Raw genomic sequence first — 20151 nt, 5'->3', positions numbered from 1 at the left:
CCAGCGTCAGCCCTTGCGGTCCAGCAGCAGGTTCGTGATCCGCAGCGTGCACAGCCGCTCGCCGGCCTCGTTGGTGATCAACACCTCGTGCGTGGTGACCGTGCCGCCCAAGTGGATGGGGGTCGCCGTGATCGTGATCAGCCCCTCACGCGCCGATTTGTGATGCGTGGCCGAGACATCCACGCCCACCGCCGTCTTGCCCAGCGTGCTGGCGTGAATGACGGCGGCCCAGGATCCCACGGCCTCGCCTACGGCGAGCGAGGCGCCGCCGTGCAGGAGCCCGAAAGACTGCCGGTTGCCCTCCACCGGCATGGTGGCAACGACGCGGTCCACCGACTGCTCCACGATCTTGACCCCCATTTTCTCGTCAAGTTCGCCAAGCGTGATCTTCCACGGCTCAGCGGCTCGGGAATCGGTTGTCATAGCGTCTCCTCGGGGCTCGGGCCCCTCACGGGCCGGTCGGTGCTGCCGCAACTAGTGTGCCGCAGGGCTCATTCATGTACTGTAGACATATTACCGAACGGACGGTCAGTAATGCGCTGGCCGTGTTGATCTTGCCCCGCGTTGGAAGGACCCGTCAACGATGACCACCACTGCAACAGCTCCGGAACCCTCAGTCGACACCGTCGAGATTGTCCCGAGCTTCATCCGGAACTCGTGGTGGACCCCGGACGTAGCCTCCGCCGCCGGAGCCGCCTCCGTGCTGGACGCCAGCACCGGTGAACTCCTGGCCAGGGTGAGCACCGAGGGCCTGGACCTCGCCGCCGTCGTGGACTACGGCCGCACCACCGGCCAGGCGGAACTGGGCAAGCTGACCTTCCACCAGCGCGCCCTCAAGCTCAAGGAACTCGCGCAGTACCTCAACGGCCGCCGCGAGGAGTTCTACGCACTCTCCGCGCAGACCGGCGCCACCAAGGTCGACTCGATGATCGACATCGACGGCGGCATCGGCGTGCTCTTCACCTTCGGCTCCAAGGGCCGCCGCGAACTGCCCAACGCCCAGGTGGTGGTGGACGGGCCCATGGAGGTGCTGTCCAAGGACGGTTCCTTCGCCGGCGAACACATCTACACCCGGATCCCCGGCGTCGCCGTGCAGATCAACGCCTTCAACTTCCCGGTCTGGGGCATGCTCGAAAAGCTCGCCCCGGCCTTCATCGCCGGCGTCCCCACCATCGTCAAGCCCGCCACCCCTACCGGCTACGTCGCCGCGGCCGTGGTGAAGGCGATCGACGAATCCGGCATCCTGCCCAAGGGCTCGCTGCAGCTGGTCTCCGGCTCGGTCCGCACCCTGTTGGACCACCTCGACTACCGCGACCTCGTCGCCTTCACCGGCTCGGCCTCCACCGCCAACACGCTGAAGTCCCACCCCAACGTGGTCAAGGGCGGCGTCCGCTTCACCTCCGAAACCGACTCCCTCAACGCCGCCATCCTGGGCCCGGACGCCGTCAAGGGCACCCCGGAATTCGATGCCTTCATCAAGTCGCTCGTCACCGAGATGACGGCCAAGGCCGGCCAGAAATGCACCTCGATCCGCCGCGCGATCGTGCCGCAGGACCTGGTGTCCGACGTCGTGGCCGCAGTGGGGGAGCGGATCACCGAACGCGTCGTGCTGGGTGACCCGCGTGCCGAAGGTGTCACGATGGGCGCCCTCGCCTCGCTGGAGCAGCTCGCTGACGTGCGCGCAGCCGTCCAGTCCATGCTCGACGCCGGCGGCGAGCTCGCCTACGGCACCCTCGATTCGCCGAAGGTCACCAGCGCGGACGGGAGCGTCGGCGTCGTCGACGGCGGCGCGTTCATGTCGCCGGTGCTACTGAGCTGGGCCGACCCGGAAGCCGAGGAGGTCCACTCGCTGGAGGCCTTCGGCCCGGTCTCCTCGGTGATCGGCTACACAGACCTCGCCGACGCCGTCCGCCTCGCCGCCCGCGGGGGCGGCTCGCTGGTCGCCTCGGTCTGCACCAACGATCCGGAGGTGGCCCGCGAACTCGTCACCGGCATCGCAGCGCACCACGGACGCGTGCTCATGCTCAACCGGGAGGACGCCCGCAGCTCCACCGGGCACGGGTCTCCGGTCCCGCACCTGGTCCACGGCGGCCCGGGCCGCGCCGGCGGCGGCGAGGAACTGGGCGGCATCCGCTCGGTCATGCACCACATGCAGCGCACCGCCATCCAGGGCTCGCCGAACATGCTGACCGCCGTCACCGGCGTCTGGCACACCGGAGCGGACCGCAACTTCACCTTGGACACCGAGGGCCAGCACCCGTTCCGGAAGTCCCTGGCCACGCTGCACATCGGCGACGCCATCCGGTCGGAGCTGCGCGAGGTCTCGCTGGAGGAGATCACCAAGTTCGCCAATTCCACCGGCGACACCTTCTACGCCCACACCAACCAGGAGGCCGCGGAGGCCAACCCGTTCTTCCCGGGCATCGTCGCCCACGGCTACCTGCTCCTGGCCTGGGGCGCCGGCTTGTTCGTGGAGCCCGCGCCGGGCCCGGTACTGGCCAACTACGGCCTGGAGAACCTGCGCTTCATCACACCCGTTGCGGCCGGCGACTCCATCCGGGTCACCCTGACAGCCAAGAAGATCACCCCGCGTGAGACGGACGAGTACGGCGAGGTGGCCTGGGACGCCGTCCTGACCAACCAGAACGATGAAATCGTGGCCACCTACGATGTGCTCACCCTCGTCGAGAAGTAACCCTCCGACACTCCCTTAGGCGGGTTGTGGCCGCGAGGCCAAGACATGGTCGCGGGTTCTTTGGGTGGCGGCTGCAATGACGCGTTCCAGCGGTCCCCGGCCCAGTGACCTCTTCCAGAGGAAGGCGAAAACGACGGCGACCGCCACTTGGATGCCCCAGGAAACGTAGGGCAGGTCCGCGAGGAACCCGGTGGCAAGGACCAAGAGGTGGGCGGAATACAAGGTCAGGGTCATGCTGCCGGCGGCGGCCAGGGGCGTGAGGACGCCGCGGATGACGTTGGCGGCCAGCAGCGCGGCGCCGATGGCGGCCAGGGATGTTCCGATCGTGAGAAGGATGTCCAGGGGTGTGCTGGAATGCGGCGCCGCGATCGTCAGCCACCACCAGGACGTCGTCGGCAGGCTGGAATCCGGCCCCCAGATTAGCGCGTCGTTGACGGCGTCGGCGGACAGCGCGGGGGTTGCATCCTGGATCGCTTTCAGGCCGCCCAGGGGACCCAGCGCAAGGACTGAGGCCAGCCACGCGCCCACGGCCAGCGCCGCCCCTCCGGTCAGCAGCCGGAGCTGGATCCCCGCATCCGTGAGGTTCAGGCGCCCCACCGCCAGTCCGGCGCAGATATAGGCCATCCACGGCAGCGCAGGGTAGACGCCGGTGAACAGCAGCTGGCTGAAGAACACGCCCGGGTCGGCCAACGCCGTGGCGAACGTGGGGTCGTAGCCCGGCTCGGGAAGCCCGTCCCGCACGGCCTGCATGATGACGGGTCCGGCGAGTGCCAAGGCCAGGGCCGCGAACGCCACCGGGCGGACGGAGAGCCCCAGCAGGGGGATCGCCAGAATGAACATCGCCCCGTAGTAGGCCAGGATGATGTAGGCGGGCATATCGACGTACGCGATGGCCAGGCCGAGTCCCAGGATCAGCAGCCCGCGGACGGCGAGGGATGCCCGGGCCGCGGTGAGGGTGCGGCCACGCATAGGCCTCCGCCCGCCGGAATTGAAGGCCAGCGCGACGCCGGCCAGCACCGCAAACAGTGCCGCGGATTTGCCGGCGAAGAGCAGCCAGCTTGCGGTGGGTTCGAAGTTGTCCGTCCAGGCAGGAAGCAGATGCACGCCCATCATTCCGACCAGGGCGAAACCACGCACGGCGTCCAGGCCCATGAGGCGTCGCTTGGGTTGGTTTCGGCCGGGTGCCCGGGGCGCGGAGCCTGATCCCTCCGGCAGGACGGGCCGGGGACCGGGCCCGGAAAACTCTTCGCCAATGCCGGAATGATCGGTTGCATCCATAGAGCTACTCCCAAAAAGGTGTAGTCAAAACCTGCGCATCGTGTCCGCTACCCGATGCAGGGGCCAAGCTCACCAACCCCTCCTGTGCCTGCCCCCGGGTAAAGCTGTGAATCTGCTGTGAATGTGGGCCGACCCGTGCCGTGCCCGGGCCGCCCGCCGGCTCACCCGAGCTCAGCAGCGTGGCCCCGCCATCTGTCCTTGACCTGTTCAGACAGGTCTTCCCATGGAGGAGCCGGGGGCATGCAGAGGCCCGCCAGGTACCGTGACCGTTGCGCATAGAGGTCCCGCCCGGGATCGCTTTGGCCGGCCGCGGACGGGCGGACGTCCACCGCCGTCGCGGTCTCCAGCCGATCGCAGGCGACGGCGGGACGGTGTTCCAAGGTGCGCACTGTCAATCCCTCGATTCGGTCCGGCGGCATCTGATGGTCACTATCCTCCGGCGGCCGGCTGTGACGTAGCCGTTGCCTTCCTGTGGCCGGGCTGTGCAAAGCCGCGGTCTCCATGAGCCGGCTCTTTCGGTTCCGCGGCGGCGTAAAATTCTCCTCGTAGGAGGTGGCGAAATGACCCTCGTTTTAAGCAAAGCCACAACGGTCCTGCCAGTCGATGATGCAGAGCGTGCCCACCGCTTCTATGCGGACACCCTGGGCCTGCCTCACCGTGGAATGACAGACGATGGAAGCGAGCTCTTTGGCTCAGCCGGCGGCCCGATGCTGCAGCTGATGCCAGTCCGGGATGGAAAGCATTCAGAGCACACCACCCTGAGTTTCGAAGTCAGCGGGATCGAACGCACGGTCAAGGAAATGGAAGCCAAGGGCGTCATGTTCCAGGACTACGATCTGCCCGGCCTCAAGACCGAGAACCATATTTGCACCACGGATTCGGAGAAGTGCGCCTGGTTTATGGACACCGAGCACAACATTCTCTGCGTGCACGAGAACATCACCACGGCGGCCGACTACCAGCTCTGAGCGGCGGCCCGCTGGCGTCCCGCCTCAGGGTGTAGCTTGGGACCAGATTCCCGGCCGCCGGAGGGAGACGCCAGCATGAGCCATTCCCCGTCCGGACCGGCGCCCAAAGCTGGGAGCCGCGGCGTTGCCTGGTTCCCGATCACCCGAATGGGCAAGGTGGCTCTGACGATGGCCTATGTCACCGTCCTGTCGCCCGCCTGGGTGCTCCTAGTCCTGGGCCAGGCCGTATTCCAGGCAGGAGCCTCCGACGACATCGTGGTGATCCTGCTGGTGGCCACCGTGGTGATGCTGTGGGCAGCCCTGCTGTGGGCGAGGGATCGTTCCCTCCTGGTCGCGGCGTTCACCCTGATCCTGTCCGCGGCCTTGATGTATTTCCTCGGGTGGGTCATGACGGCCCAGGGCGGAACAGCGGGGTGACGACGTCCGCGGCCTAATCCCGAGGCCGGCTAGTCCGGGACGTGCAGGCCTTGGAACGCCATGGTGATGACGTCGTCGGCCAGCTTCTTCGGGGACAGCGAGCCGCCGGGTTTGTACCATTCGACGATCGAGTTGATGGTGCCGAACAGCAGCCGGGTGACCGTGCGGGGGTCGATGTCCTGGCGGAGCGAGCCCTCGTCGCGGGCCGCGGAGATCAGGGCAGCGACCTTGTGGTCGAAGGTGCGCCGCCGTGCCAGGGCGTCCCGTTCGATCTCGGTGTTGCCGCGCAGCCTGAGCAGCAGCGTGACGAACGGCAGCCGCTCCACCAGCACCGAGATGGTCTCCCGGACCACGAATTCCAGCCGGGCGTCGGCGGTGCCGGTCTGGGCTTGCGGCTGGTCCAGGATGGCTTCGAGACCGCCCAGGGCGTGGTCGAGGGCGAGCTTCAGGAGGTCGCCCTTGGACGGCACATGGTGGTAGATCGCGGACTTGGAGATGCCCAGGTTCTCGGCGAGGATGCCCATCGACGTGGCGTCATAGCCGTGGCGGTTGAAGACGTCCACGGCGATCAGCAGGACCGACTGCTGGTCATAGCCGGGGCGGCCGCGCTTGGTGCTGCTTACTGTGCTGGGCATACTCGTTAGTTTCTCATGAACGGTCGGTCGGGTCAGGCCTTGGGGCGCAGGTCGTAGATCCGGCGCAGCTTGCCGTTGGAACGTTCCAGCGAACCCGGTTCGACGACGTCGACGGTGCAGGAGGAGCCGACGTGGATCTTGATCTGCTGCTGCAGCACCTTCGCCGCCGTCGTGCTGCCCTCGACCGTGACCGACTCGCGGCGTTCGATCTTGACGGTCAGCTGGTCCATCCGCTGGCCCTCCGGGCGGGTCAGTTCCAGCTGGAAGTGCGGGCTCAGTTCCGGGATCCGCAACGCGATCTCCTCGATCTGCGAGGGGAACAGGTTCACGCCGCGCAGGATGATCATGTCGTCGCTGCGCCCGGTGATGCGGCCCATGCGGCGGTGCGCGGGGCGCGCGGTGCCGGGCAGCAGCCGGGTGAGGTCCTTGGTGCGGTAGCGAATGATCGGCAGCGCTTCCTTGGTGAGCGAGGTGAAGACCAGCTCGCCGGGTTCACCGTCGCCCAGGACCACCGAGGGATCAAAGGCGTCGATGATTTCGGGGCGGAAGTGGTCCTCCCAGATGTGGCTGCCGTCCTGGGTTTCCACGGCCTCGCCGGCAACGCCCGGGCCCATGACCTCGGAAAGCCCGTAGATATCGCAGGCCTTGATGTTCATGGTGACTTCGAGCTCGTGCCGCATTTCCTCGGTCCAGGGCTCGGCGCCGAGGACGGCGTACTTGAGCGAGGTGGAGGCCGGGTCGATGCCCTGCTTCATCATCGCGTCGGCGATGGTCAGGAGGTAGGTCGGGGTGGCCAGGATCGCGTCCGGCTTGAAGTCCTGGATCAGGGTGATCTGGCGTTCGGTCTGCCCGCCGGAGATCGGGATGACCGTGCAGCCGAGGGCCTCGGCTCCGGCGTGGGCGCCCATGCCACCGGTGAACAGGCCATAGCCGTACGCGTTGTGGACCTTCATCCCGGGCCGGACGCCGGAGGCGCGCAGCGAGCGGGCCACGAGCTTGGCCCAGTCTGCGAGGTCCTTCTTGGTGTAGCCGACCACGGTGGCGCGGCCCGTGGTGCCGGAGCTGGCATGGATCCGGGCCACCTCGTGCTGCGGCACGGCGAACATGCCGAAGGGGTACTCCAGGCGCAGGTCCTCCTTGGTGGTGAAGGGGAACTTGCCCAGGTCCGAGAGCTCGCGGAGGTCCGTGGGGTGCACGCCGGCCTCGTCGAACTTCCGCTTGTACAGGGGAACGCGGTCGTAGGCGTACGCCACGGTGTGCTGCAGGCGGCTGAGCTGCAAGGCTTCGAGCTCGTCGCGGGAGATGGTTTCTTCGCGGTCCAGGACGGCGTCACTGGCGGCGAGGGCAGATTCAGCGGTGGGGGTGGTCATCTGGGGTTCCCTGTTTCTATTTCTTGGAGATGGTGCGGCTGCGGCCGCGGAACTCGGCGACGAGTTCCCACGCTGCGGCGTTGGTGGCGACGTCGGCGGGCAGTTCACCGGGGGCCGTGGGGACGGAAGCCGAGCCGGCTGGCGCCGTCGTCGGAGTGCCTGTGCCCGGGTCCGCGGCGTAAATCTGGATGTCGTACAGGCCGCTGCGGCCGGTGCTGGCGCGGCGGTTGGCGACGGCGGTCAGGATCTGGCCGCGGAAGGCAGGCTTGATGAAGTTGATGTCGACGCCCGAAGCGACGGTGATGGTGCCTGTGTCGATCCCGGTTTCGCCGGGTCCCGGCGTCACCGGGTTGCAGGCGAGGGCGAAGGCAGTGTCGCCGAAGGCGAAGATCATTCCGCCGTGGGCCATGCCGAAGCCGTTGAGCATTTCCTGGCGGAGCGGCATCCGGATGGTGGCGTGGCCGTCGCTGAGCGCCAGGACCTCAATGCCCATCCACTCGGAGGCGTAGTCGTCTTTCAGGATGGGGTGTGTGAGCCCGGAAATCGTCAGTTCAGCCATGCGTCGTTGCCTCCAGCTTTATTTACCGAATGTTCATTAGGTAATCCCATTCGGGTGCCCGCTGTCAAGAGGGGTAAGTATGCTGGGACACATGGCCAAAGGAATCTACGTCAGTGCGACCACGCCGGGATCCGGGAAGTCGCTCATTGCCCTGGGCCTGGCGGATACCCTGCACCGGCACGCGGACCGCATCGGTTTCTTCAAGCCCGTGGTCCACGGCCGCGCCGACGCGGACCCGATGGTCGCGCTGATGAAGTCCCGCTTCGCCCTGGACGACGACCGTTGCCGCAGCGGCCTGACGTTCGCCGAGGTCCGCGGATTGCTCGCGGAGGGGAAGCGCGAGGAAATCGACTCCCGCTGCGTCGAGATCTTCGCGGAGATGGCCCGGCACTGCGACGTCGTGATCATCGAGGGCACGGACCTGACCGGCCAGGACGCCGCCGTCGAATTCGACCTGAACGCCCGGCTCGCCAACAACCTCGCGGCGCCGATGGTCGCCGTCGTCGGGGCGAAGGGCCGGACCGTGGCGGAAACCGCGGACGCCGTCGAGGTGGCCCGGAAGGAACTCCTCGCCGAGCGCTGTTCCCTGCTGGCGATCATGGTCAACCGCGCCGATCCGGGGGACCTGGAGGCCATCGCCGCGGCGGTCCGCCCGGGCGCCTCGGGACGCCCGGTGTACGTTTTCCCCGAGCTTGAGGACATTGCCCGGCCCACCACGGGCGAGGTTGCCGCCGCGCTCGGCATCGGCCAGGTGGCCGGGCTGCCTGACCTGGAACGCGACGTGCACTCGGTCAAGGTGGCCGCCATGAACGTGGCCAACTTCCTGCACGTGCTCGACGACGGGGCGTTGGTGATCGTTCCCGGTGACCGGGCGGACGTGCTGGTGGCCTGCCTGGCCTCCTCGTTCTCGCCGGAATTCCCGGTCCCGTCGGCGCTGATCCTGACCGGCGGCCTGGCCCCGGACCCCACCATCTACTCGTTGCTGGCGCAGGCCCCGTTCCCGATCTTCGCGGCCCCGGACGACACCTACGTGACCGCCAAACGGGTCTCCGAGGTCCGGAGCGAAATCTGGTCCGGCCACCGCCGCAAGGTGGCCTCCGCGCTGGGTCTGTGGGCTAAGCGGGTGGACGAGGCCGAACTGCTGGAGCGGCTGCATCTGCCGCGGCCGGAGCGGATGACGCCGCTGCGGTTCCTGCATGACCTGATCGAACGGGCCCGTTCGCAGCGCCGCCACATCGTCCTGCCGGAGGGCACTGACGTCCGGATCCTGCGGGCCGCGGAGATCCTGCACCGCCGTGACGTCTGTGAGCTCACCGTGCTGGGCCGCGAGGCCGAGGTCCGCGAGCTGGCCGCCACGCAGGGGATCGACCTCGCCGGCATCCACATCGTGGACCCGGCCACGTCCGAGCTGCGCCAGAGTTTCGCGCAGAAGTACGCGGAGCTCCGGGCGCACAAGGGCGTGGACCTGGCGAAGGCGCTCGAGGTCATGCAGGACGAGAGCTACTTCGGCACCATGATGGTCCAGCTGGGCGTGGTGGACGGCATGGTTTCCGGCGCCGCGCACACCACGGCGCACACCATCCGGCCGGCGCTGGAATTCGTGAAGACCCGCGAGGGCGTGAAAATCGTTTCCTCGGTGTTCCTGATGCTGATGCCGGACCGGGTGCTGGTCTACGGCGACTGCGCCGTCAACCCGGAGCCCAATGTCGAACAGCTCGCGGACATCGCGCTGGCCTCGGCGGAAACCGCCGCCCAGTTCGGCGTCGAGCCGCGTGTTGCCATGCTGTCGTATTCCACCGGCGGTTCCGGCGCCGGCGAGGCAGTGGAAGCGGTCCGGCAGGCCACCGAACTGGTCCGCCAGCGGCGCCCGGACCTCGCGGTGGAGGGCCCCATCCAGTACGACGCCGCGGTCGACGCCGCTATCGCCGAGTCCAAGATGCCCGGCTCGTCCGTGGCCGGCCAGGCGACGGTGTTCATCTTCCCGGACCTGAACACCGGCAACAACACCTACAAGGCGGTCCAGCAGTCCTCCGGTGCGGTCGCCGTCGGGCCCGTGCTCCAGGGGCTCCGCAAACCGGTCAACGACCTGTCCCGCGGCTGCACGGTGGATGACATCCTGAACACGGTGGCCATCACAGCGATCCAGGCCCAGTCGTTCCAGCAGTCCGCCAAACCGGCTGCCGCGCCTGCTGGGCAGGCCGCGGTGCAGCCCGTCGACTCCAAGGCTTAGGAGGCCCCCATGCTCGTGCTCGTCATCAACTCCGGCTCGTCCTCGCTCAAGTACCAGGTCCGCGACGTCGAGGCGGGCAGCGTCCTCGCCGAGGGCCTGGTCGAGAAGATCGGGATGGGCAACGGCGGGGACGGCGACGGCGAGATCGAGGGCCCGCGCGACCACGCGGAGGCGCTGGAACAGGTGGACGGGGAGATCCACGGGGCCCTCGGCGACCGCCCGCTGGACGCCGTGGGCCACCGTGTGGTGCATGGTGGCGAGCGGTTTTCCGAACCGGTGCTGGTCAACAACGAGATCACCCGCGCCATCGAACGGCTGAACCCGCTGGCGCCGCTGCATAACCCTGCCAACGTGCTCGGTATCCGCGCCATCGCGAAGAAGTGGCCGGAGCTGCCGCAGGTGGCCGTCTTCGACACCGCTTTCCACCGCACCCTCCCCGAGCACGCCTGGCGCTATGCGGTGCCGGATGAGCTGTACACCAACCACGGCATCCGGCGCTACGGCTTCCACGGCACCTCGCACGAATACGTGGCGCACCGGGCCGCGGCGCTGCTGGACCTGCCGGTGGAGGAATTCGACGCCGTGATCGCCCACCTGGGCAACGGCGCCTCCGTCACGGCCATCCGCGGTGGCAAGTCGATCGACACCTCGATGGGCTTCACCCCGCTCGAAGGCCTGGTGATGGGCACCCGCTCCGGCGACCTGGACCCCTCGATCCTGGTGTTCCTCGGCCGGGCCGGCTGGTCCGCCGAGGACATCGATTCCATGCTTAACCGCCAGTCCGGGCTCAAGGGCCTTGCGGGCAACAACGACATGCGGTCGGTCGTGGAGGCCGCCGAAGCCGGGGATGCCAGGTCCGCGATGGCCCTCGCCGTGGCCTCCTACCGGCTGTCGAAGTACATCGGCGGCTACCACGTGGCCGTCGGCGGGGCGAAGGCGCTCGTGTTCACCGCGGGGATCGGCGAGAACTCGCACCAGTTCCGCAGCCTGGTCGCGGAACGGCTGGGGGCGCTCGGCGTGGAGCTCGACGCCGGGCTGAACCGCGAACGCTCCAAGGAGCCCCGGGTCATCTCGACGCCGGACTCCGCCCTGCCGGTGTTGGTGGTGCCGACCGACGAGGAGCGCGCGATCGCGGAGGCGACGGCGGCCGTCGTCGCCCAGTCATCGGTTGCGCTGTAACAGCCCTCTTGGCGGCGCATAGCGGCACCTACGGAGTCGACGGCGGTGTGAGTCCTAGGCTGGGGACATGACCGAACTCAACCTGCCAATCCTGCTGCCCGTCCGCACGCAGCGGCTGGTGCTGCGCCGCTTCGAGGCCGCTGACCTGGATGCCTACCACGCCTACCACTCGCTGCCCGAAACCGCCCGGTTCCTGCCCGGGGAGGCGAAGAGCTACACGAAGTCCATGGAGTCCGTGGGAAAGTACGCCAACTTCGTCTTCGAAAAGGAGGGCGACTGGATCTGCCTGGCCATCGAAGCCGCGGACTCACCCGGGCTGCTCGGCGAAGTAGTGCTCAAGTGGCTGCCCGGCTGCGGCCAGGCCGAGATTGGCTGGAGCCTCGCGCCGGAAGCACGCGGCAGGGGGATCGCATCCGAGGCCGCTGCGGCGCTGCTGAAGCTGGGCTTCGAGGACCTCGGATTCCACCGGATCGACGCCAAGCTGGACGCCCTCAACACGGCCTCCGCGGCCCTGTGTGAACGTTTGGGCATGCGCCTGGAATCGACCCAGGTGGACAAGTGGCACTACAAGGGCCAGTGGGCGACCGAGGTCGTCTACGCCATGCTCGCGGAGGAATGGCGGGCCCGGCAGCCGGACTGACGCTCCCGCCCAGTTGCTCCCATCCACGCTGAGTCCGGCCTTCTGCAGCCCCTGTGATCCCGCGGCTCGTCTGGACCCGGCCAGGGTTCGGGCTTCCATGAACTGGGATGGAGCGTTGGCGTTCGGGAGGAGTTGGCTACCCGCGGTGGGCGCCACGGGGGTCACCGCTTCGCCAAGAATGGCCGCCATGGGGGTACCCGTGGCGGCCATTCTTGGCGAACCCTCGTGCTTCCGCGGCCCACGCACCTGCGCCCGGCCTGTGGTGCCGACAAGCAGTCGGCGGCCGCCAGCTCCCGACGACGACCTACGGGGCGGGCGGGGCAGTGCTCGCCGGAGGCGGCGGCGGGGCCGTCTCCCCGCCAGTACTCGGCGCGGGGGCCGGGGCTGTGGGGGCAGCAGACTGGCTGGGGTCCGGCGCCGTCGTGGGATCCGGCGCCAGGGTGGGGTTCGGCGCGGGGGCCATGGTTTCACCGGGCGACGGCGGCACCGTGGCATCCGGCGACGGGGACTGAGTGGCTCCCGGTGAGGCAGCCGGCGGCGTGGTCGGCGTCGCGGTGCCACCAGGGGACGCGCTGGGGTCGGTCCGGACGAGCTCCATGATCTGTTCCTTGAACCCCTCCAGTTTCCCCTGGATCTCCGAGAGGGGGACGTTCCGCAGGGTCCGTCCGTACTCCGCGATCTGCTGCCATAGCGCCTGGAGCTTGGTCATGCCGTCCGGGCTCAGGGGGCCATCCAGGGTGAGTACCAGCTGGCTGGCCAGGGCGTAGGTGAGGCACCTGAGGCAGTTGTAGTTGGCCGCGGCCGAGAGGTTCTCCGGCACGACCACGTCCGCCTGCCCGACAATCAGCACCACCTGGAAACCGACCGCGACGGCGGCGCAGTCCTTGCAGCTGGCGAAGGCGTAAGCCTCGTTGGTGTTGCGCACGTCGTCCCCGTCCTCTGCCCAGACCAAGGCGAAGGCGACGTCGTAGACCACCGAGCCGTCTTTGGTGTTGACAGCCAGCGACTGGTTACCGCCTTCTTCGGGTGCGGCCGGTTTGTCGAAGGGGAACACCCACGACGGCGCAGCGCTCGTGGGTGTGCCGGTTCCGGTGGCCGGGGCTGGCGCCGAACGGGGGACCAGCACCATGCTCAATTGCGGTTCCTCGCGGGTGGGCTTCTTCGTGCCGGCAGGCCAGAGCGCCACGGTCCGGCCGGCCTGCCCCTGCTTCATTCCCTTGGCCGCGGCGGCGGGGAAGATGGCGGTGGTGACGTCGGCCAGGGTGCCGCGTTCGTAGGGTTGGACCGGGCGGTAGCTCTCCGCGCCGGGCCACCAGGCCCACGCCAGTCCCGCGGTGAGGGCGGCAATCGCGGCGATCGCCGTCCCGCGCTGCAGCGCCTTGCCGCGGGTCCGCTGCCAGAGGCCGGTGACGAGCTGCCGGATCAGGCGCAGCAGGATGTAGAAGATGCCCAGGATGGGCAGGGCGATGCAGATGATGGCCAGCGCGCGCACGGCGGCGTCGGCAACGTCGCCGGCGGCCACGCTGTGCGACAGCATGGCCTGCTGCTTCCATCCGTTGTCCCAGGCGGTACCAAGAACCCGCGGCAGGGTGAGGACCATGGTGACGAGGCTGAAGACCAGCAGCGGAACTGTGACGAGTACCCAGGCGGTGACGACGGCCCGGGCCCATGGCTTGAGGAGCTGGGCTTCGGGATCGGTCTTGCGCCAGGGGATCAACGCCAGCAGGGTCGGTTTGATCCGCTGGAACAGGTCCGGCACACCGGTGGCGTCGGCGAGGATATGGTAGCCGTCGAAGCGGACCATCGGCAGCAGCTGCCGGACCATCTGAAGGATCTGGGTGACCACCACCAGCAGCAGAGCGTCGAAACCGGTGGCCCACCAGACACCCATGATGGCCACGGCGACGATCGCGTTGAAGTAGAGGCCGCCCAGGTCGGTGCGGATCCGGCCGGCGCGGCCCAGCCGGTAGGAATCGGTGACGTCGGTGTAGAACGCGGGCCACATCAGATACAGGCCGGTGCCCATGGCCCCCGGCGTGGCGCCCCCGCGCCGGGCAGCGGCGGCATGGCCGAATTCGTGGAAGCCGGCGGAAAGCACAGTGACCAGGAGGATTAGCAGCACCAGGCCCGGGTTGGCGAAGGCCTCATGGGTGGCCGAGGCCAGTCCCTTGACCATCAGCACCCACCAGCAGGTGGCGAGGAAGGCGGCTGTCACGGCGACGACAATCAGCGGGTTGAACAGCGTGGCGAACGGCGCGGTGAGTTTTCGTGTGCGCTCCGGGTCCGTGACGGAGTAGCGGAACCGCATGCCCAGGAGCGGGTTGGACTTCTTGACTTCCGGCTGCGTGCCGTCAGCCAGCCGCAGCAGACCGAGGGGGAGAAGTTGGGTGTCGATCAGGGTACGGACATTTTCTGCAGTGACCGGTTTCCCGGATTGGCTGCCCGCGTGCTGCGCTATCTCGTCAAGGCTGCGCCGCCCGTCCACGGCCTCCAACACCAGGTAGAGCAGGCGTGTTAGCTGGATCGTTTGACCGTCGGCCCGACGGACCAGCGAGGGCGCCTGCTTGTAGCCGGAGCCTTTCGTCTGGCCAAGAAGCTGGATACCGTCGGCCAAAGCCGGTGGCGGCAGGGTGCCGTGGTGGGCAGCGGCCGGCGGGCCGTCCGGTGCGGACGGCCCGCCCTGCAAGGTAGTCATCTGGTCTTACTGCTGGATGTTCGACTGCTGATCGGCCGACGCCGTCGCCTCGCCCTGGATGTTCTGGGTGATGATGGCGTCCTGCTGAGACACGGCGTACGAGGTGCTGTCGATAGAACCGATGTTGGCTGCGACGGCTGCGTCGATCGGGGCCGCAACGTTGGCATTGGCCGCCACCGCGCCGTTGATCGGCGCGGTGATGCCGGCGTTGGCGTCGAGGTTGACATTGACGTTGAGCAGGTTGCCGTTGAGGGCGCCCGCGGCGCCGGCGGTCGCCGCGCCGAGGTCCGGGGCGGTGCCGTCCGGAAGGACGCCGGTCGTGCCGTCCACAGCGCTGCCCAAGCTGCCGTCGGGAAGCACGCCGCCGGCGTCGACGGTCCCGGCAGTGCCGGCGTCGGTGGCCGTTCCCGTGGGGACCGGCTCGGCGGTGGTGCCCGCGGCGGGGTCGGTGGCCTGGTCGATGCCGCTGTCCTGGACGGATGTGGCGTTGGCATCGGCGGTGATGCCCTGGTTGATGATGACACCCTGGTCCGACAGCGCCTGCGACTCCGAGCCCAAGGACAGGATGTTCGCCGAAGCGGCGGCGTCGATCGGGGCCGCGACGTTGGCATTGGCCGCGACAGCAAGGTCGATCGGCGCTGCGGCCTCGATGCCAAGATTCAGGTCGGCATTCAGGTCCAGCACGGACGCGACTTCCTTGTCCGGCAGGGCGGTGGCGCCCTCGGCCATCAGTTCCTCGTCAGACAGGCCGCTCATTGCTCGTTCAGTACTCACCATTGACTCCTGTTTCCGGCACCGTTTCTGCTGCCCCCAGTGAGCAGTTTCTCTTCCGACGTGCCAACGTGACGCTCAATAGTAAGCATGATGATCAAATATTGACACCACCCGGCCGGTTCGGGCTATTTCAGCCCGGCGCCCGGCAGCAGCTCCGTGGCGCCGAGGGAGTCCGCGACGAAGGCGTAGTCCCAGGCGCGCTCCTTCCACTGCACGTAGCGGCCGGAAGCGCCGCCGTGGCCGCCCTCCATTTCGATCTTCATCACGATCGGCTCGCTGCCGGTGTTCACCTCGCGCAGCCGCTGCACCCACTTGGCTGGCTCCACATAGAGCACCCGGGTGTCGTTGAACGAGGTGACGGCCGCGATCTTGGGGTACGCCGCCGCACGGACGTTCTCGTACGGCGTGTAGGACTTCATGTAGGCGTACACCTCCGGGTCCGTGATCGGGTTGCCCCATTCCTCCCATTCCAGCGCGGAGAGCGGCAGGTCCGGGTCAAGGATGGTAGTCAGGGCGTCCACGAACGGCACGGCCGCGACAATCGCCGCGTACTTCTCCGGTGCCAGGTTGGCCACAGCGCCCATCAGCAGGCCGCCGGCGGAGCCGCCCATCGCGGCGATCCGGGCCGGGTCCACCCAGCCGGATCCCGCGAGCCAGTCGGTGGCCGCAATGAAGTCGGTGAAGGTGTTCTTCTTGTGCAGCTTCTTGCCGTCGTCGTACCAGTGCCGGCCGAGTTCGCCGCCGCCGCGGACGTGGGCGATCACAAACACGATGCCGCGGTCCAGCAGCGAGAGCCGCGGAATGCCGAAGCCCGGATCCATGCTCAGCTCGTAGGAGCCGTAGCCGTACACCAGGCCGGCGGCAGTCGAATCGCGCGCCACCGAGGCGTGCCGGAGCACCGAGAGCGGGATCCGGGTGCCGTCGGAAGCGACCGCCCACTCCCGGGTCGCGACATAGTCGGCGGCCGAGTAGCCGCCCAGCACCGGGCTCTCCTTGCGCAGCAGCAGCTCACCGGCGGGCTGCTCCGCCGTCGGGAGCACGAAGTCGTAGACGCGCGACGGCGTGAAGTAGGAGGTGTAGCCCATCCGGATCACGGGAGCCTCGTAATCGGAGCCGGCCACCCCGGCCGTGTACAGCTCCTCGTCGAAGGCCGGCTCCACCGGGGCGCCCTGGTCCGCGGTGCCGAGTCCGGCCAGCGGCAGGACCTGCACGCGTTCGATCGTGTCCTTGCGGATGGACAGCACCAGGTGGGTGGACGTGACCCCGGCGCCGTTGACCCGTACCTGGTCGGAGTGCGCGACGACGGTCCGCCAGTGCTGCTCGGCAGCCGGCTTGGCGAGCTCCGCAGGGTCCACGAGTGAGACCATCGAGTTGATGGCGTCCTTGTTGTGGGTCAGCAGGATGGTTTCGGCCGCGACCCCGTCCGGGCCGGCCAGCAGGAACGGTTCGGCCTCGTAGAGGATGCGCTCGTCGCGGGAAACCACAGTAGTCAGCCCGGCGTCGGGAGCGTCGAAGCGCAGCAGCCGGGTCTCGCTGAACTCGGAGCAGCCGATGCCCAGGACCAGGTGCCGCCGGTCCGCGGAGAGCTCGAAGCCCAGCCACATGGCGACGTCGTCCTCCTGGTAGATCACCTCGTCCTCGCTGACGGGGGTGCCCAGGACGTGGGCCTTCACCTGGTACGGGCGCCAGGACGCGTCCACCACGGTGTAGAAGATCCGGCCGCCGTCGGGGGAGAAGGAGATGCCGTAGAAGACATTCTCGATCACATCCGGGAGCAGCTCGCCGGTGCGGAGGTCCTTGATGCGCAGGGTGAACCGTTCGTCGCCGGCATTGTCCACCGCATAGGCATACAGGTTCCCGTCGATGGTCACCGCGGAGCCGCCGACGGCGAAGAAGGGCTTGCCCTCGGCTTCCACATTGCCGTCCAGGAGGACTTCCTCGCCGGGAATGTCGACGCCGACCTCGACGGCGGGCGGCGTCCAGTCCGCCACCCGGTCGCCGCTGTCCTGCGCGCGGACGCGGCACTGGATGCCATACTCCTTCCCCTCGACGGAGCGGGTGTAGTACCACCAGCCGTCCTTGCGGTTCGGCACGGAGAGATCAGTCTCCTGGGTGCGTCCCTTGATTTCCTGGAAGATGGCCTCGCGCAGCGGTTCCTGATGGGCGGTGACTGCCTCCTGGTAGGCGTTTTCGGCCTTCAGCAGGTCCACAACCTCGGCGGATTCCTTGTCCCGCAGCCACTCGTAGTTGTCCTCAAAGACGTCACCGTGGTGGGTCCGCGGGGCGGGGACCTTTTTGGCGACGGGGGGCTGCGGGGAGGGCTGCACGGGAGTCTGCGTCATGGACCCAATCTACCGCCGGGCAGGGGCGGAACCGGACCCGCAGGCCGGGCCGGGCGTGCCTTTAGTTTCCGTTCTGCAGGTGGTGGGATCCCACGTAGTTGCCGAGCCCGCCGGATGCCAGCGCCGCGGCCACCTCGGCGGTGGCGGCACGATCCTGCAGCACAATCGACTGGCCGTCCGCGCTGGTGCCGATGCCCGCCGTCGGAAGCGTGAAAAACACCCCGTTGCCGGCCGGCACGCTGCGCAGGCTGAAGGCGAGGCGTTCCAGGGTTTCCGGGGTCAGCCCCGGAGTCACCGAAACGTGCGGCAGCACGCCGGTGACGAACGCATGCGCGGTCGCACGGTCGACCAGGACGCCGCTGCCCACGGCCTTGGCGAGTACGGCCTTGAGGAAGGTCTGCTGGTTCCGGACCCGCTGGTAGTCGCCGTCGGAGAACGCCTTGCGCTCACGGACGAAATCCAGCGCCTGGGCGCCGTTGAGTTTGTTCACGCCCGGCGCGAAATAGTGGCCGGACTCCAGCGTGGAGGTAAACGGTACTTTGACATCGACGTCGATGCCGTTGACGGCGTCGGTCAGGCCGGCGAAACCCTCGAAGTCGAGCATGACCGCGTGCTGGATCGGCTGACCCAGCAGGGTTCCCACCGTGGTGGTCATCAGGGGTATTCCGCCAAGCTCCAGGGCGGAGTTGATTTTCCCGGCGCCGAAGCCGGGGATGTCCACCCACAGATCGCGCATGATCGAGATGCCGTAGACGCTCTGCCGGTCGGCCGGGAGATGGATGAAGATCAGGGCGTCACCGCGCTGGTCGGAGGCGTTGCCGGCGGCGGCCTCGCCCCGCGCGTTGACGCGGCTGTCACTGCCCACCAGCAGGATGTTCAGGTCCGTCGGCGCCGGTTCGGGCGTGGGCGTCGGCGTGGGCGTCGGCGTCGGGGTCGGTGTTGGCGTGGGGGCGGGGGCCGCGGGAGTCGCCGCCGGGGACGGGGCCGCAGACTCGGGCTTGGGCAGCGACAGGACGACGGCCGTGATGACGACGGCGAGGACTGCCACGGCGGCGGCCGCGGCCGTCGCCAGCTTGCGCCGCCGGGTCCACCCCGCCGCAGCCGGGAGGGGCTGTTCCTCGGGCCCCTGCGGGGCCGGCGGTACCTGAGTCATGGAGTCCCCCTAGTTGCCGTTGCCGAATTTCTTGGCGGCCGCGTAGTCGCGGAGTTTGTCCGCGGTCAGTGCGGCCTTGATCTCCTCGATGGCGCCGAGGTCCGGGACGACAATCGACTGCCCGTCCGCGGAGGTGCCGACGCCGGCCGTGGGCAGCGTGAAGAAGACGGCGTCCTCGCCCCGGACATTGCGGAGGCTGAACGCCAGGCGCGCCACCTCGACGGAGTCCAATCCGGGAGCCACGCTGAGGTACGGGGACACGGCGCTAAGCACATTGTGCAGGGTGACCGGGTTCCCGAGCGTGCCGCCGTTGAACGTCTTCGCGATAACGGCACGCAGGAACGTCTGCTGGTTGCGCACCCGCTGGTAGTCGCCGTCGGCGAAGGCGTAACGCTCGCGGACGAAGGCCAGGGCTTGGGCGCCGTTGAGCGTGTTCTTGCCCGCGGTGAAGACGTAGTTGCGGTCGCGGTCCGCGGTGAAGGGCACCTTCACGTCCACTTCGACGCCGCCGAGGGCGTCGGTGAGGCCCTTGAATCCCTCGAAATCGATGCTCACCACGTGGTCTATCCGCTGCTGGAGCAGGTCTTCGACGGTCCGGACCATCAGCGGAACCCCGCCGAAGGCCAGCGCGGCGTTGATCTTGGCCTTCCCGTGGTCCGGGATATCCACCCAGAGATCGCGCATCAGCGAGATGCTGTAGACCTGGCTGCGGTCCGAGGGGACGTGCAACAGCATCAGCGTGTCGGACCGCTGATTGGACGCCATGCCGGCGGCCGCCTTGGCCGAGGCCCCTCCCTGGGACTTATCGCGGCTGTCGCTTCCCATCAGCAGGATGTTCATCGGCCGTTCCGCGCCGGCGGGGACGGCCGGGGGAGCGACGCGGAGGGAGTCCGGGGGGAAGGCGTTTTCGATCTTGATGGTCTGGGTGTCGTATATCTGCGCCAGGGAATAGAGGTAGGCCCCGACAGCGCCGGAGCCCAGTAGCAGGAGGACCAGGACGGCGACGAGCACCTTGCGCCGGCGGCGCTTCCTGCGGGGCGCAGGCCCGGGATGTTCCGGCCGATCAGCCAGCGCCTGCCGCGTTGCGCGTGCCGGCCCCGGATCACTGTCAACTTCGAAACGATTCGGCATGCGTTTCCTTGTGGTCTGTGCAGCTTCCGGCACATACCCCCGGGGCGGTTGCGCTGCAGGCGGCGGCGTGATCCAGAGAATACCA

Annotated in this window: 16 protein-coding genes; 6 read left to right on the top strand and 10 right to left on the bottom strand. The window is 68.3% G+C overall.

Annotated elements, in window-relative coordinates; genetic code table 11:
* Positions 1-6: 6 nt before the first annotated feature.
* Positions 7-423: a PaaI family thioesterase gene (locus FFF93_RS13860; RefSeq protein WP_138768400.1), complete on the bottom strand. Its 417-nt coding sequence runs from the start codon at positions 421-423 to the stop codon at positions 7-9.
* A gap of 160 nt (positions 424-583) precedes the next feature.
* Here FFF93_RS13860 and paaZ point away from each other — a divergent pair, with 160 nt between their 5' ends.
* Complete coding sequence (paaZ, locus tag FFF93_RS13855; RefSeq protein WP_138768401.1) at positions 584-2695, top strand: phenylacetic acid degradation bifunctional protein PaaZ; 2112 nt, start codon at positions 584-586, stop codon at positions 2693-2695.
* Between the two features lie 15 nt (positions 2696-2710).
* Here paaZ and FFF93_RS13850 read toward each other — a convergent pair whose 3' ends face one another.
* A complete protein-coding gene (locus FFF93_RS13850) occupies positions 2711-3973 on the bottom strand; it encodes a heparan-alpha-glucosaminide N-acetyltransferase domain-containing protein (protein WP_138768402.1) in 1263 nt (420 codons plus the stop codon).
* 560 nt (positions 3974-4533) lie between these two features.
* Between FFF93_RS13850 and FFF93_RS13845 the strand changes: the two genes are divergently transcribed.
* A complete protein-coding gene (locus tag FFF93_RS13845; protein WP_138768403.1) occupies positions 4534-4941 on the top strand; it encodes a VOC family protein in 408 nt (135 codons plus the stop codon).
* A 75-nt stretch (positions 4942-5016) separates the two neighbouring features.
* Positions 5017-5358 carry a hypothetical protein gene (locus FFF93_RS13840; RefSeq protein ID WP_138768404.1) on the top strand — a complete coding sequence of 114 codons (342 nt, stop codon included), beginning with the start codon at positions 5017-5019 and terminating at the stop codon, positions 5356-5358.
* A 29-nt stretch (positions 5359-5387) separates the two neighbouring features.
* On the opposite strand, the gene FFF93_RS13835 is transcribed toward FFF93_RS13840, so the two are convergent.
* From FFF93_RS13835 to FFF93_RS13825, 3 genes are read right to left on the bottom strand one after another with little or no spacing between them, the layout of a single operon-like run.
* The gene (locus tag FFF93_RS13835; protein ID WP_138768405.1) at positions 5388-5993 is read right to left on the bottom strand and encodes a TetR/AcrR family transcriptional regulator; all 606 of its coding nucleotides are present in this window, start codon (positions 5991-5993) and stop codon (positions 5388-5390) included.
* A 32-nt stretch (positions 5994-6025) separates the two neighbouring features.
* Complete coding sequence (gene paaK, locus FFF93_RS13830) at positions 6026-7363, bottom strand: phenylacetate--CoA ligase PaaK (protein WP_138768406.1); 1338 nt, start codon at positions 7361-7363, stop codon at positions 6026-6028.
* 16 nt (positions 7364-7379) lie between these two features.
* Positions 7380-7922 carry a hotdog fold thioesterase gene (locus FFF93_RS13825; RefSeq protein WP_138768407.1) on the bottom strand — a complete coding sequence of 181 codons (543 nt, stop codon included), beginning with the start codon at positions 7920-7922 and terminating at the stop codon, positions 7380-7382.
* A gap of 91 nt (positions 7923-8013) precedes the next feature.
* On the opposite strand from FFF93_RS13825, the gene pta reads away from it, so the two are divergent.
* The 3 genes from pta (at position 8014) to FFF93_RS13810 (ending at position 11971) form a co-directional block, all read left to right on the top strand.
* On the top strand, positions 8014-10152 hold the full coding sequence (pta, locus tag FFF93_RS13820) for a phosphate acetyltransferase (protein ID WP_261375145.1): 2139 nt from the start codon (positions 8014-8016) through the stop codon (positions 10150-10152).
* Between the two features lie 9 nt (positions 10153-10161).
* A complete protein-coding gene (locus tag FFF93_RS13815; RefSeq protein WP_138768409.1) occupies positions 10162-11331 on the top strand; it encodes an acetate kinase in 1170 nt (389 codons plus the stop codon).
* 67 nt (positions 11332-11398) lie between these two features.
* Positions 11399-11971, top strand: a complete 573-nt coding sequence (locus tag FFF93_RS13810; protein ID WP_138768410.1) for a GNAT family N-acetyltransferase — start codon at positions 11399-11401, stop codon at positions 11969-11971.
* 304 nt (positions 11972-12275) lie between these two features.
* Here FFF93_RS13810 and FFF93_RS13805 read toward each other — a convergent pair whose 3' ends face one another.
* The 5 genes from FFF93_RS13805 to FFF93_RS13785 form a co-directional block, all read right to left on the bottom strand.
* Entirely contained in the window at positions 12276-14666 is a 2391-nt protein-coding gene (locus FFF93_RS13805; protein WP_138768411.1) for a hypothetical protein, read from the bottom strand.
* 6 nt (positions 14667-14672) lie between these two features.
* A complete protein-coding gene (locus FFF93_RS13800) occupies positions 14673-15422 on the bottom strand; it encodes a peptidoglycan-binding protein (protein ID WP_138768412.1) in 750 nt (249 codons plus the stop codon).
* A 143-nt stretch (positions 15423-15565) separates the two neighbouring features.
* Entirely contained in the window at positions 15566-17782 is a 2217-nt protein-coding gene (locus FFF93_RS13795) for a S9 family peptidase (RefSeq protein WP_138768413.1), read from the bottom strand.
* A gap of 61 nt (positions 17783-17843) precedes the next feature.
* The gene (locus tag FFF93_RS13790) at positions 17844-18935 is read right to left on the bottom strand and encodes an LCP family protein (RefSeq protein WP_138768414.1); all 1092 of its coding nucleotides are present in this window, start codon (positions 18933-18935) and stop codon (positions 17844-17846) included.
* A gap of 9 nt (positions 18936-18944) precedes the next feature.
* A complete protein-coding gene (locus tag FFF93_RS13785) occupies positions 18945-20066 on the bottom strand; it encodes an LCP family protein (RefSeq protein WP_138768415.1) in 1122 nt (373 codons plus the stop codon).
* Positions 20067-20151 lie beyond the last annotated feature (85 nt).

Source organism: Arthrobacter sp. KBS0702 (assembly GCF_005937985.2).
In the GTDB taxonomy this organism is placed as follows: domain Bacteria; phylum Actinomycetota; class Actinomycetes; order Actinomycetales; family Micrococcaceae; genus Arthrobacter.
This window is presented reverse-complemented; position numbering and strand designations above follow the sequence as displayed.